A 13,592-nucleotide genomic window follows, 5' to 3' on the forward strand; every position below is an offset into this window, starting at 1 on the left:
TGATTAGCACTGGTTATTCAAGCCATCTGATGCAAGGATATAAACCGCTCCAAAGTAATTTGGAAGTCATTGATATTAATAACTACATTCGGAGATGTTTCATGCCCTCTTTTCTTGGTAAACGATTAACCATCGGTACCGCAGCACTGGCCGTTGTCGGCTCATTGTTTGCTTCCGCCGTGCAGGCCGATGAAATCAAGGTTGGCCTATTAAGCCAGTATTCCGGTACCTACTCATGGTGGGGCCAGGAGTATGACCGTGGCGTGGAAATGTTCATGGCCGAAACCGGCGGAAAAGTCGGTGACCACACCATTGTCATCGAGAAGCGCGATGAAGGGGGTGTGAACCCGCAGCGCGCCCGTCAGTTGGCTCAAGAACTTGTTATTCGCGACAAGGTTCAATACCTAACCGGCGGCGTATTTACCCCCACGGTTATGGGTACCGCCGATGTCGTTGACCAAACCAAAACGCCTTACGTATTCATTAACGGCGCGACTTCCAGCATTACCGACAAAACCCCGTATTTTGTCCGGGTCGGCTACACCTCCTGGGCGTACTGTGTGCCGCTCATGAAATGGGCTTACGAACAAGGCGCCCGTGAAGCCGTCTCTGTCACGGCCGACTACGCGCCCGGCACCGATATTGCCAACGCGTTCGACACCGCTTTTACCGAGCAAGGCGGCAAGATTCTGGAAAACATCAAAGTGCCACTGGGTACCACCGACTTCTCAACGTACTTGCAACGCGTCGCCGACTCCGGTGTTAAACACGTGTTCATGTTCATGCCGGTCGGGCCGATGTCTGCAGGTTTCATCAAGGCATTCCAGGCACGTGGCCTGGGCGACGAAGGCATTACGCTGTATGCCGGTGCTGAAACCCAGGAATCCGACCTGCCCGCCATTGGCAAGTCGGCAGCGGGCATCATCACAGCACTGAACTACTCGCCTTACCTCGATACCCCCAAAAACAAAGACTTCGTCAAACGCTATAAAGCTCAGTTCGGCCCCGACGCCATCCCCAGCCTGGCCTCGATGGGTGCTTACGATGCCATGCACGTTATTGCTGAAATGATCAAGGCAACCGACGGCAAGAGAGACGGCGAAGCGGCCATGGCCGCCATTAAAGGCTATAGCTGGGAAAGCCCTCGCGGCCCTGTTTCAATCGACCCTGAAACACGTGAAATCACGCAAAACATCTACATTCGCGAAGTCAAACCGGTTGAAGGCGGCTTAATGGGTAACGTTCCCATCTTCACCTACGAAAATGTCGTAGAACCCTGGCATGCAATGCAAAAGAAATAAACCATGCCGTAACTGCGGCCCCGAAAAACTGGGGTCGCAGCCTGCCTACCGCTTTCCCCCCGACGCCCAGTCCAACGAGTCGCTCCATGCCAAACGCGCTTTCCACTTTCCTTATCCTAACGATCGATGGCGTTTCATACGGGATGATGCTCTTCCTTATCTCGGTGGGGCTCACCATTACGCTTGGCGTGATGCGCGTTGTCAACCTAACCCACTCCGCGTTTGCCATGATTGGTGGATTCATTGCGCTGTGGTTAATGCAAACAACCGGCATGCATTTTTTTGCGGCACTGCCGTTAAGTGTCGTCGCCACCATGGCTATCAGCCTGGCCATGGAGCGCACCCTGTATCAATGGGTCTATAAGTCGAACCCACTGGGGCAACTGCTCATGACCATCGGCATGACTTTCGTCATTACCGCGCTGGTTAAAAACCTTGCCGGCCCCCAGATACAAACCATTACGCTACCCCCTTCGTTGATTGGCCAGTTGTCGTTCGGCGACATGAGCATTTCCACTTATCGCTTGTTCGTGTTGGGTACAAGCGTGGCGGTTGCAGCAGCGTTATGGCTATGTCTTGAGTACACCACTTTCGGCGCGCGCTTGCGCGCGGCCGTTGATAACCCTCGCATGGCACGCTGCGTCGGCATTAACGTGCCGCTTGTGTTTTCCGTAACATTCGCCATCGGCTGCGGCCTGGCTGCATTGGGTGGCGCCGTTGGCACACAAATGTTACCGCTCGAACCCTACTACGGCTTGAAATACCTTGTTCTGGTACTCATCGTTGTGGCAGTGGGCGGCCTGGGCAGCTTGAAAGGCTCCCTGTATTCAGCACTCCTGCTGGGTTTTATTGACACCATGGGGCGCTATTACATCCCCGCACTGGGTGGATTCATTATTTATCTTGCCGTCCTGGCCATCCTGCTGGCCCGTCCGCGCGGCCTTGTCGGCCGTGCCGGCTAACCCGGAATTGCAAACGACATCATGAACACTCAATCGAACAGAAACCTGGTGGTCGGCGCATTCCGCCGCCAACGATACAACCTGGCCGATGTCGCGCTGGTCGCCGCCGCCATTCTTACCTTGATTTTCGGCGAATACTATTTAGCGCTGGCGGCCATGGTGGTCATTATGGCGATTTTTGCGCTGTCGCTCGACCTGGCTCAAGGGTATGGCGGAGTGGAATCGTTAGGGCACGCGGCATTCTTCGGCGTCGGCGCCTATGCAGCGGCGCTTTACGCACTTCATGTTTCCTCAGAGCCCATCAGTGGCTTGCTGGTTGGTGCCATCGCCGCCGGATTGGCGGGCTTGCTCTCGGGGTTTGCCGTACTGCGCACCCAGGGCTTAACGCAATTGATGCTTACCCTGGCGGTAGCCAGCTTATTGTATGAACTGGCCAACGTAGCCAAATCGATTACAAACGGCGACGACGGCCTCACCGGCTACGATGTCGACCCCGTGCTGGGCCTGTTCCAATTCGACATTTTTGGTTTTACGGGTTTTGTTTACGCCTGCGTTGTATTGCTACTCGTTTACGCACTGTTGAAAAAATTGGTGAACGCGTCTATTGGCCAAACCGCGCAAGGTATTCGGGAAAACCAAATCCGCATGCGCATGCTGGGCGTACCGGTTGAGCGCCGGCTTTGGCTGCTTTACACCATTTCAGCGGCTATCGCCGGCATTGCCGGGGCCTTGTCGGCACAAATCAACCGCATCGTCGGCCTTGATTCCCTGGCCTTTACGTTGTCGGCCAACGTGCTGGTGATGCTTGCCCTGGGCGGGCCCGGCCGCTTGTACGGCGCCATTTTCGGGGCCATTCTGTTTGTGCTGCTATCGGATCGCGCGGCGGCAATCGACCCAACCAACTGGTTAGCGGTTCTGGGCATTGTCTTGATTCTGATCGTGCGTTACGCCCCCGACGGCCTGGCCGGACTGGTATCCCGCACCGTCGGCAAAAGGAGCGCAAAATGACAGCTGCACTTGAGCTTCAAGGATTAAGCAAAGCGTTCGGGCAACTCCAGGTCACACAGAATGTGAGCTTAAAGCTGGAAAAAGGGGCACGCCATGCCCTGATCGGACCCAACGGTGCAGGCAAAAGCACGCTGGTCCATCAAATTACCGGTTTGCTACACCCATCCAAAGGACACATTCTGCTTAACGGCACCGACATCACCCGCTTGTCACCCGAGAAGCGCGTAAAAATGGGCCTCGCGCGCACATTCCAAATCAATTCCCTATTCAACCACCTTACCGTCGGCGAAAATATTGGCTTGGCTTTAACCGCCCGCGAAGGGCGCGATGCACGTCTGTTCGGCAGCATCACCCAGTCGGCAGAACTGATGGATGAGGCCGCGCAACTGCTGTACTCACTCGGTTTGCTGGCATTGGCGCACAAAACGGTAACCGACCTCGCATACGGTCAAAGGCGGCTGATCGAGATCGCCCTGGCATTGGCACTGAAGCCCAGCGTACTTCTGCTCGACGAACCGGTCGCCGGCGTCCCCTCAACGGAAGGCGCGCGTTTGTTCGACCTGCTCGAACGCCTGCCACAAGACGTCGCGGTGCTGGTCATTGAACACGACATGGACCTGGTCTTCCGGTTCGCGCAACGCATTACCGTACTGGTTGAAGGCGCTGTGCTCGTCGAAGGGACGGTTAAAGAAGTGCGAAGCGATCCGCGTGTTCGCGCCGTTTACCTGGGAGAACGCCACCATGGCTGAGCTATTGAAAGTCAATGATTTACATGCCGGATACGGCGAAACCGTGGTGATTGAAGGACTCTCTTTAAGCTTGCAGGAAGGCGAAGCATTGAGCATTCTGGGTCGTAACGGTGTGGGCAAATCCACGCTGCTTAACACCCTTATGGGTCTGACCACACAGCACTCCGGCACCCTTCAGTATTTAGGTAAAGACATCGGCAAAGTGCCCAGCCACGAACGTGCAACCTCGGGCCTGGGGCTCGTCCCCCAGGAAAGGGAAATTTTTCCCTCGCTTACCGTCCATGAGAACCTGCGTGTCGCCCAACAGCCGGGGGAGTGGGATGCCGCCCGCATTTACGAGCTATTTCCACGTTTGGCCGAACGCCGGCGCAATATGGGCAACCAGCTTTCGGGCGGCGAACAACAAATGCTGGCTATTGGCCGCGCCCTTATCGGTAACCCCCGTGTTCTGTTGCTCGACGAGCCTTTTGAAGGATTGGCACCCATTATTGTCGACGGACTGGTTGATGCTTTCCGTAAACTGCGCCAAAACTCACGTATGGGAATCATTTTGGTTGAGCAACATGCCGAGCTGGCGCTTGAATTAACCGAGCGCGCCATTGTGCTGGATCGCGGCATGATTCGTTGGGAAGGTCCAAGCCGACATCTGTTGCGCGAGCCCGATCAACTGGCTGAACTGATTGGCCTTGGGGCTGAGTAACCGCTCATTGAGCCACCATTGCAAAAGCCATGGATTCCGACACAAACTGCATTGTCATCAAACACGTCGGTTTAATTGGGTTTGGCGAAGCCGGCACCCTCCTCGGCCGCGGATTGGCGGCTGCAGGTTTAAGTGTTCGCGCATATGATATTAAATTCTGCGCAGCTGATCTGCGTTTGGCGTCGGCCGAAAAAGCCACGCCTACGGGGGTCACCTTGGTCTACACCCCCGAGAAAGCAATAGAGAATGCCGACCTGATTATCTCGGCGGTCACCGCCGGTTCCGCCGCCCAGGTCGCTGAGCACATCGGGCCACGCCTCGGCCCGCACCAATTCTTTCTGGATATCAACTCGGTATCGCCTGCTACCAAGCGCCACGACCAACAAGCCGTGCAGGCGAACGGAGCCCACTATGTTGAAGCGGCCGTGATGGCGCCAATTCCACCCTATGGGCTTCAGGTTCCCATGTTGTTGGGCGGCGATCATGCACATTCCTTGTCAAAGGCACTGAATACCTTGGGCATGCGGACCCGTGCGGTGTCGGAAGAAATCGGTATTGCCTCGGCAATAAAAATGTGCCGAAGCGTCATAATTAAAGGCATGGAAGCCTTAACAATGGAATGCCTGGCTGCGGCGCGAGCCTATAACGCTGAAAAGGAGGTGCTGGCTTCGCTGGACGAAACCTACCCGAACATGGGGTGGGCCGACCAACTACCGCACTATCTGATTAGCCGTATCGCCGAACACGGTGAACGTCGGGCCGCTGAAATGCGAGAAGTGGCGCACACCCTTTCCGAAGCCCAAATACAACCCACAATGGCTCTAGCCGCCGCGCAAACCCACCAGGCAACTGCCGACCAGGTAAAACAAAAAGGTATGCGGTATAACAAAGAAGAACGCTTTAACTGGCCCACGTTTGTAGACCAGTTAAAGCGTTAACGTGCATTTGGCACCCGCCGCGTTTTCATGAAGTCTTCAAAAGACTGGCCACGCATCATGGCATAGACTTCTAAATTGGTTTTTTTCACCACACGCGCAAACTTTTCCAACACAAAGAAGTTCACACCGTGCTGAACCAACCCAAGCCAATCCTCATTCCGAATCAACGTTTTTTCTTCGTCGGTTAAACCCGCTTCAGTCATTAAAGCATCGGGGTCTTGCAGGTAGCGTTCACGCCATTCCGCTTTGATCATGTGCCAGAAGAACCGATTAATATTCAAACGACGGTTGCAGGTGCGAATGTCGAACGCATACGTGCCTTCGATGTTTTCAATGCCTTTTAGTTGTGGATTCATGACTCGCCCCCTTAAGCCATAACGCTTTGATTCGACCCAACCGCAGACGAAGTGGTTTCTTCTTCACCCTCGTACACCACGACTGTCATGGCCGTGGTGGTGGCCAGATAATAGTTTTGATGAATCTTGCGAATTTTTTCGGGCATGGCCCCGCGCATAGCCAGCCACATAATTTGCTCCACACTTTCCGCCCCGCCCAGGCGAACATAATCGGCGTGGGTTAACTCTGTGAGTTTTTCAGGGTTGTGCTGCAAAAGTGCCAGGAACTCCTGATCCCACTCTTCATTGTTAAAGCCCGTACGCTCCCCATGAATTTGATGTGACAAACCGCCGGTTCCCACGACGACAACCCGCAAATCCTCCGGATAAGACTCAATCGCACGACGCAATGCCTTGCCCAGCTTGTAGCAGCGGCGCGGTGTAGGCAGCGGATACTGCAACACATTCACCGCAATGGGTACCACCACACCGGGCCAGTCGGGCTCGTGTGGCCACATAAGAGGCAGCGGCGACGCGCAACCGTGGTCAATCGGTTTGTTTTGGGTAATAGTGAGGTCGAACTCATCGTTCACCAGCGATTCGGCAATATGCGCCTGCAAATCGACATTGCCGCGAATGTGCGGCAAATTGCGCAAACCTGCGCCCTCGTCGGCAATAGGAAACCTTTCACCCACACCCAGGGTGAACGTGGGATACATATCGAAGAAAAACGTGGTGGCGTGATCGTTGTAGATAAACACCAAGACGTCGGCCTTGTTGTCTTCAAGCCATTTGGCAACGGGTTTATAGCCATCGAACAAGGGTTTCCAGGCAGGATCTTCCTGCTTGCCCTTGTCGTAAGCAACGCCAATAGTAGGTACGTGCGACGTACCAATACAACCAATAATCTTCGCCATGACCGTTCCTGCCGAAAGAGAGTTTTTCCTAAAAATCCATTCTACTTTTGGGATCCAAAATTAGCAATTATTTTTTGATAATCTGGTATTAATGCTAATTTGGGATCCCAAATTGGATTCCATATAATAATTCAACTACCCCCTTAAACCACTGCTTTTCTTTATTGATAACGGATCATGAACACTCACTCAACCGTTGTTGTTCAACTACGGGAAATGGTGCTTAGCGGCGAGTTGGCCCCCGGCGAGCGCGTAACCGAGGCCGAGCTGGCAACCCGTCTGGGCGTTTCCCGCACGCCAGTTCGCCAGGCTCTGCCTGCTTTAGCGCAAGAAGGATTGCTGGTGTCCGCGGGTAAACGAGGCTATTCCGTTCGCGCTTTCACCACCCAGAACAGCATTGAAGCGGTGCGTGTTCGCGCCCTGCTTGAAGGCTTCGCAGCCCGTCATGTCGCAGAAAAAGGTGTATCGGCCACCGTGCTGTCGGCCCTTAAAGCCTGCCTGGCCGAAGGCGATGCTTTATTCACGCAACGGCAACTGCAAGACGACGACGAACTGCGTTATGCACAAATGAATGCACGGTTCCATGCGCTGATAACGGAAGCGGCCAACATGCCGCTTCTTGAAAACCTGACCGAACGCTGCAATGTGGTGCCGTTCACTGCACCCTTAAGCGTTGCCTTTTCAAACACCAATAAAGAGCGCATGTTCGACTTCCTGTTTTATGCACATCGGCAGCACCACGCCATTGTGGATGCCATTGAAGCCGGCCAGGGCGACCGCGCCGAATTTTTATTTCGCGAACATGCGCATACGCAGGAACAAAGCTTGATGATGAATAATGGTTAGAAAGCGCTTTGCTCAAGGGGCTTCGCACCGCACGATGCCGCTAACACCACTTCTACAACTACTCAAAATATTGAGTTGACGCGATAGAATGGCTGGATAATTTTCAAATAGACAAGAGATACCACATGGACTATCTGATTCAGCTCGCTGTTGACCCTACTGTCTGGGTGGCGTTGGCTACCTTGATCACAATGGAAGTTGTGCTCGGTATTGATAACCTTATTTTTATTTCTATTCTTACAAATAAGCTTCCCAAGCACCAACAGGCCAGAGCGCGACGGATCGGTATAGGTCTGGCGCTGATCTTACGGCTGGGCCTTTTGGGCACGGTAGCCTGGATCGTACAGCTCACCGAGCCAGTGGTTGAGCTTTTCGGCAAAGGTTTCTCGTGGAAAGACATGATTCTGATTGCCGGCGGCCTTTTCTTACTCTGGAAGGCCACCAAAGAAATCCATCATAACGTTGACCGGGAGCCGGAAGGCGACATGTTCGAAGGAAAGCCGGCCAAGAATGCCGCGGTCATGACCTTCACTTCTGCAATTAGCCAAATCTTGCTGTTGGACCTGGTCTTCTCAATCGACAGTATTATCACTGCCGTCGGGATGACAGAACATATACCTATCATGGTCATTGCCGTGATAGTGGCCGTAACCGTCATGCTTCTGGCCGCCAATCCTTTGGCCCGGTTCATTCAAAACAACCCAACCATCGTGATGCTGGCTTTGGGCTTTTTAATGATGATTGGTATGACTTTGATTGCCGAAGGCTTTGGTGTCCACGTTCCCAAAGGCTATATCTATGCGGCAATGGCCTTCTCTGCAGCTATCGAAGGCCTGAACATGCTGGCGCGACGCTCAAGGCGAAAACAAGTTACATAAAATATAAAGCCTTGTTTTCCAGCCCCTTTTTATGCCAACGGCACTCTCTTCATCAGACGACAAAAAGGCCCGATAAAACACTGTTTTTCGGGCCTTCGTTTACGTTTCCGTATTTGGCAATCCCTAGAACGGAATATCGTCGTCCATATCGGCCAAATTCGCTGCCGGTGCCGCTTGAGGTGCTGCCGGACGTGGCTGTTGCTGTGCGGGGCGCTGCGCACGCGGGCTGCTTTCACCACCAAAATCGCTACTGGAATCACCGCCGTCGCGGCCGCCCAGCATTTGCATTTGTTCGGCCACAATTTCAGTGCTGTAACGATCGGCGCCGGTTTCTTTGTCTTGAAACTTGCGGGTTTTGATGCGGCCTTCAACGTAGACGGCTCGGCCTTTTTTAAGATATTCGCCGGCAATTTCAGCCAGACGGTTGTAGAACACCACACGGTGCCATTCCGTTTCTTCGCGTTTTTCACCCGAATTGCGGTCTTTCCATTGCGAAGTGGTAGCCAGCGAAATATTGCAAATTGCCACGCCATCGGGGCTGTAACGTACTTCGGGGTCGCGCCCCAGGTTGCCCACCAGAATTACTTTGTTTACTGAAGCCATTTGTTCACCCCCAATCAATAAAATTCGTTCACATTCATTATCGTTCAATTCAAAGCCGGAAAATCAATCGGCCCGAAGAACTACCAAGGCATATTTTTATCCCGCTCAGGCATCTTTCAAGGGCTGCATGCCACGTGCCACCCCATACCAAATCAGCGCCAGTACCGCGCACACCAGGAACACATAAGATGCTCCTGCGTATGTAATGACCAAGCCACCCAGCGACGCGCCGATAAACACGCCCAAGGCCTGCGACATATTGTAAAAGCCCAGCGCCAATCCTTTGAAATCGGGCGGTGCCACACGGGATACCAATGAAGGCTGTAGCGCTTCAAGCACATTAAACGCGATAAAGAAACCCACCAATGCCGCCACCATGAACAACAACTGCTCGCTGGCCCAGGGCATCAGCAACAGGGTTACCGCCAAGCCTAAGACCGACCATTGCAGCGCGGCTTTATGCGCCTTACGGGTTTCAGTATAGAAAACTGCCGGCACCATGAAAACAAAAGACAGCAGAATAACCGGCAAATACACCTGCCACAATTGCGCCGACCCATAGCCACCCAGGCCGGCAAGCACGGTGGGCACTACAATAAACAAGGCCATCAGAATAAAGTGCAGGCAAAACACACCCAGATTCAAACGCAATAAATCGGCATGGCGCAGCACATCAACAGGCTTGACCCGAACCAAAGGCGGCGCCGCCCGGGGCGCGGAAGGCACCACAAAAGCGGCCACAAGCAGGCACACAAAACCCAGCAGGCTAATGACCCAAAACAGGCCCGACAAACCAAACTGGCCCACCACCACCGGCGACAAAACCAGCGACACGGCGAACGACAAACCAATGGACGCCCCCACCATGGCCATGGCGCGGGTCCGCACTTCGGGCCGTGTAGCATCGGCCACCCAGGCGGTAATCGCGGCCGACACCGCCCCCAGGCCCTGCAAAATGCGACCGGCAATAATCCAGTTAATGTCGGAAGCCATCGCGCAGATGACCCCGCCGGCAATGAACAGCACCATACCGGCCACCACAACAGAACGACGGCCAAAGCGATCGGACGCCATACCCAGCGGTATTTGCATAATGGCTTGCGTGAGCCCATAGGCGCCCAAAGCCAGCCCTACTTTGGTGGCGTCGTTCCCGCCAGGAATCGACAGTGCCGCCACCGCGAAAACGGGGGTTAACAAGAACAAACCCAGCATGCGCGACGCAAACAGCAAAGCCAACGAGAAACTGGCTTTACGTTCGACAGGCGTTAGCTTGAGCTTGACCCGGGTTTCATTAACGGCGCCGACGCCGGAGTTACTCATAACGTTTCTTTGAAAACAAATTCAGTTCACACAATCAAAAGCAATACAGACCGTGCTCAAAAGAGCGCAGCGCGTTATAGTAGCAAGTTAGCCTTTTGAAAGACTTTCTACTGAAAACATGGACGCCATTCGCATCCGCGGTGCCCGCACGCACAACCTCAAAAACATCTCGCTCGACCTGCCCCGCCACAAACTGGTGGTGATTACCGGCCTGTCGGGCTCGGGCAAGTCTTCGCTGGCGTTCGACACCTTATATGCAGAAGGCCAACGACGCTATGTGGAAAGCTTGTCGGCCTACGCACGGCAATTTCTGCAATTAATGGACAAACCCGATGTTGACTTGATTGAGGGCTTGTCGCCGGCCATTTCCATTGAACAAAAAGCCGCAGGCCACAACCCGCGTTCTACGGTTGGCACCATTACAGAAATTCATGATTACCTGCGCCTATTGTACGCGCGAGTGGGCACCCCCTTCTGCCCCGACCATGGGTTACCGTTACAGGCGCAAAGTGTGAGCCAAATGGTCGACAAGGTCATGGACTGGGCTGCAGGTACGCGGTTGGCCATTTTGGCCCCGCTGGCGCGGGCTCGCAAAGGCAGTTTTGAAGACGAATGCGCAAGCTTGCAGGCGCAAGGGTTTGTGCGCTTGCGTGTCGATGGCGAAATGGTGGAAATCGACCGCCTCGAACCCCTTAAGAAAACTGAAAAACATAGCATCGACGTCGTCATCGACCGCTTGCGTGTAAAACCGGAAAGCCGCCAACGTTTGGCCGAAAGTTTTGAAACGGCGCTTTCAATTACCGATGGCCGAGTCGTGGCACTGAATATGGACACCGAGGAAGAAGTGGCGTTTTCCAGTCGCTACGCTTGCCCGGTATGCAGCTACAGCCTAACGGAACTGGAGCCTCGTCTTTTCAGTTTCAACAACCCGGTGGGAGCCTGCCCACGTTGCGACGGCTTGGGCCATGTGGATTTTTTCGATCCCAAACGCGTGGTGGCCTTTCCGGAATTAAGCCTGGCGGGCGGCGCCATTGCCGGCTGGGACCGCCGCAACGCTTTCACGCACGCCTTGCTTACCAGCCTGGCGGCCCACTACGAATTCGATATCGACGCCCCATTTGAATCGCTGGATGAAAAGACACGCGAACGCATCTTATACGGTTCCGGCGACGAGGAAATCCCCTTTATTTACCTGAATGAAAAAGGCCGCAGCACGGTCAAAAAACACACTTTTGAAGGTGTGATTCCCAACCTGGAGCGCCGCTGGCGCGAAACCGATTCGTCGGTGGTGCGCGAAGAACTGGCCAAGTCGCGTCATACGCGCAGTTGCCCCGATTGCCACGGATCCCGTTTACGTGCAGAGGCGCGCAACGTGCTCATTGGCAACGAACCAGGTCCACAGGAGCGGGTGGGGCGTGCCATTTACGAAGTGGAAGCGCTTTCATTAAAAGATTGCCTAATTTGGTTCCAGCAACTCGAATTACATGGCGCCAAGAAAGAAATTGCCGAACGCATTATTCGTGAGATTGAGGCACGCCTGACCTTTTTGAACAATGTCGGGCTCACCTATCTTTCGCTCGACCGCAGCGCCGACACCATTTCCGGGGGCGAGGCCCAGCGCATTCGCTTGGCCAGCCAGATTGGCTCGGGCTTAACGGGTGTAATGTATGTGCTGGACGAACCTTCCATTGGTTTGCACCAACGCGATAACGACCGCCTGATTCAAACTCTGCAACATCTGCGCGACCTGGGCAATAGTGTGATTGTGGTCGAGCACGATGAAGACATGATCCGCAGCGCCGATTTTGTGGTGGATATGGGCCCGGGTGCCGGTGAACAGGGCGGGCGCATCGTCGCGCAGGGAACACCTGTCAAACTGCTGGGAAATACCGACTCACTGACCGCCCAATACCTGACCGGCGCCCTGAGCATTGCCATGCCGGAGCGTCGTCCGGTTACCGACGAATTGGCCCAACTGGTTTTGAAAGGTTGCACCGGCAACAACCTGAAGTCGGTTGACCTGAGCATTCCCGCCGGTCGGCTGGTGTGTATTACCGGCGTGTCGGGTTCGGGCAAATCCACGCTAATTAACGACACGCTCGCGGTGGCGGTGGCCGGCGCCCTGCACCGGGCCCAGGCCGAGCCCGCACCCCATGCGTCACTGGAGGGTCTTTCCCATTTCGACAAAATCATTAACGTCGACCAAAGCCCCATCGGCCGCACGCCGCGTAGTAACCCGGCAACCTACACCGGCATGTTCACTCCAATTCGCGAACTGTTTGCCGGCGTTCCAGAGGCCCGCGCACGCGGTTACGACCCCGGCCGTTTCTCGTTCAATGTGAAAGGGGGGCGTTGCGAAGCCTGCCAAGGCGATGGCGTCGTGAAAGTGGAAATGCACTTTCTGCCCGACATGTATGTGCCCTGCGACACCTGTGAAGGAAAACGCTACAACCGCGAAACGCTGGATATTCGCTACCGCGGCAGAAACATCAGCGAAGTGTTGAACCTCACCGTGGCCCAGGCCCTGGATTATTTCGAAGCCGTTCCCTCTATTGCCCGCAAGCTCAACACCTTAATGGATGTAGGATTGTCGTATATCAGGCTGGGCCAAAGCGCCACCACGCTTTCAGGGGGCGAAGCGCAACGCGTGAAACTCTCGCTGGAACTGTCGCGCCGCAGTACGGGCAAAACCCTTTATATTCTCGACGAACCCACCACCGGCCTGCATTTTCACGACATTGCTCTGTTGCTTAAAGTGTTGCAACAACTGGTCGACGCAGGCAACACAGTCATTGTGATTGAACACAATCTCGACGTCATCAAAACAGCTGACTGGGTTGTTGACATGGGGCCCGAAGGGGGCGACGGCGGCGGCCAAATTGTGGCGCAAGGTACGCCGGAAGACATCGCCGCCAACGAGAACAGTTATACGGGCCGCTATCTGGCCACCGTACTAAATCGGGAAACCGTGTAAGATCGCGTCAGCGGCTCAGGCATAGCCGCCCTGTTGTTGCGGCTTACCCCGTACCTCTACG

The 13,592-nt window shown here is 54.6% G+C and carries 13 protein-coding genes; 9 read left to right on the forward strand and 4 right to left on the reverse strand.

Annotation, left to right across the window (positions count from 1 at the left end; translation table 11 throughout):
* The first annotated feature begins 101 nt into the window (after positions 1 to 101).
* The 6 genes from CJO09_RS11300 (at position 102) to CJO09_RS11325 (ending at position 5,658) form a co-directional block, all read left to right on the forward strand.
* Positions 102 to 1,301: an ABC transporter substrate-binding protein gene (locus CJO09_RS11300; RefSeq protein ID WP_119442434.1), complete on the forward strand. Its 1,200-nt coding sequence runs from the start codon at positions 102 to 104 to the stop codon at positions 1,299 to 1,301.
* Between the two features lie 86 nt (positions 1,302 to 1,387).
* Complete coding sequence (locus tag CJO09_RS11305; RefSeq protein WP_119442435.1) at positions 1,388 to 2,263, forward strand: branched-chain amino acid ABC transporter permease; 876 nt, start codon at positions 1,388 to 1,390, stop codon at positions 2,261 to 2,263.
* Positions 2,264 to 2,284: 21 nt separating this feature from the next.
* The gene (locus CJO09_RS11310; protein ID WP_119442436.1) at positions 2,285 to 3,271 is read left to right on the forward strand and encodes a branched-chain amino acid ABC transporter permease; all 987 of its coding nucleotides are present in this window, start codon (positions 2,285 to 2,287) and stop codon (positions 3,269 to 3,271) included.
* Complete coding sequence (locus CJO09_RS11315; protein ID WP_119442437.1) at positions 3,268 to 4,020, forward strand: ABC transporter ATP-binding protein; 753 nt, start codon at positions 3,268 to 3,270, stop codon at positions 4,018 to 4,020. The genes CJO09_RS11310 and CJO09_RS11315 overlap by 4 nt, the downstream gene beginning before the upstream one ends.
* Complete coding sequence (locus CJO09_RS11320; RefSeq protein ID WP_119442438.1) at positions 4,013 to 4,720, forward strand: ABC transporter ATP-binding protein; 708 nt, start codon at positions 4,013 to 4,015, stop codon at positions 4,718 to 4,720. The genes CJO09_RS11315 and CJO09_RS11320 overlap by 8 nt, the downstream gene beginning before the upstream one ends.
* A gap of 29 nt (positions 4,721 to 4,749) precedes the next feature.
* A complete protein-coding gene (locus CJO09_RS11325; protein WP_119442439.1) occupies positions 4,750 to 5,658 on the forward strand; it encodes an NAD(P)-dependent oxidoreductase in 909 nt (302 codons plus the stop codon).
* On the opposite strand, the gene CJO09_RS11330 is transcribed toward CJO09_RS11325, so the two are convergent.
* Together CJO09_RS11330 and CJO09_RS11335 are read right to left on the reverse strand one after the other, a co-directional pair.
* A complete protein-coding gene (locus CJO09_RS11330; protein ID WP_119442440.1) occupies positions 5,655 to 6,014 on the reverse strand; it encodes a protocatechuate 3,4-dioxygenase in 360 nt (119 codons plus the stop codon). The two genes, CJO09_RS11325 and CJO09_RS11330, sit on opposite strands and share 4 nt — an antisense overlap.
* Before the next feature lie 11 nt (positions 6,015 to 6,025).
* The gene (locus CJO09_RS11335) at positions 6,026 to 6,910 is read right to left on the reverse strand and encodes a gallate dioxygenase (protein WP_119442441.1); all 885 of its coding nucleotides are present in this window, start codon (positions 6,908 to 6,910) and stop codon (positions 6,026 to 6,028) included.
* A gap of 177 nt (positions 6,911 to 7,087) precedes the next feature.
* On the opposite strand from CJO09_RS11335, the gene CJO09_RS11340 reads away from it, so the two are divergent.
* Together CJO09_RS11340 and CJO09_RS11345 are read left to right on the forward strand one after the other, a co-directional pair.
* Positions 7,088 to 7,756: a GntR family transcriptional regulator gene (locus CJO09_RS11340; protein WP_119442442.1), complete on the forward strand. Its 669-nt coding sequence runs from the start codon at positions 7,088 to 7,090 to the stop codon at positions 7,754 to 7,756.
* Between the two features lie 125 nt (positions 7,757 to 7,881).
* Positions 7,882 to 8,634: a TerC family protein gene (locus CJO09_RS11345; protein ID WP_119442443.1), complete on the forward strand. Its 753-nt coding sequence runs from the start codon at positions 7,882 to 7,884 to the stop codon at positions 8,632 to 8,634.
* 123 nt (positions 8,635 to 8,757) lie between these two features.
* Here the strand turns inward: CJO09_RS11345 and ssb are convergent, their stop codons facing one another.
* Together ssb and CJO09_RS11355 are read right to left on the reverse strand one after the other, a co-directional pair.
* Positions 8,758 to 9,237, reverse strand: coding sequence for a single-stranded DNA-binding protein (gene ssb / locus CJO09_RS11350; protein WP_114420512.1), 480 nt, complete (start codon positions 9,235 to 9,237; stop codon positions 8,758 to 8,760).
* 105 nt (positions 9,238 to 9,342) lie between these two features.
* Positions 9,343 to 10,557, reverse strand: a complete 1,215-nt coding sequence (locus CJO09_RS11355) for an MFS transporter (protein WP_119442444.1) — start codon at positions 10,555 to 10,557, stop codon at positions 9,343 to 9,345.
* Between the two features lie 118 nt (positions 10,558 to 10,675).
* On the opposite strand from CJO09_RS11355, the gene uvrA reads away from it, so the two are divergent.
* Positions 10,676 to 13,531, forward strand: coding sequence for an excinuclease ABC subunit UvrA (gene uvrA, locus CJO09_RS11360; protein ID WP_119442445.1), 2,856 nt, complete (start codon positions 10,676 to 10,678; stop codon positions 13,529 to 13,531).
* The last annotated feature ends 61 nt before the right edge of the window (positions 13,532 to 13,592 follow it).

The organism is Neopusillimonas maritima, from assembly GCF_003576595.1.
GTDB classification, from domain to species: Bacteria; Pseudomonadota; Gammaproteobacteria; order Burkholderiales; family Burkholderiaceae_B; genus Neopusillimonas; species Neopusillimonas maritima.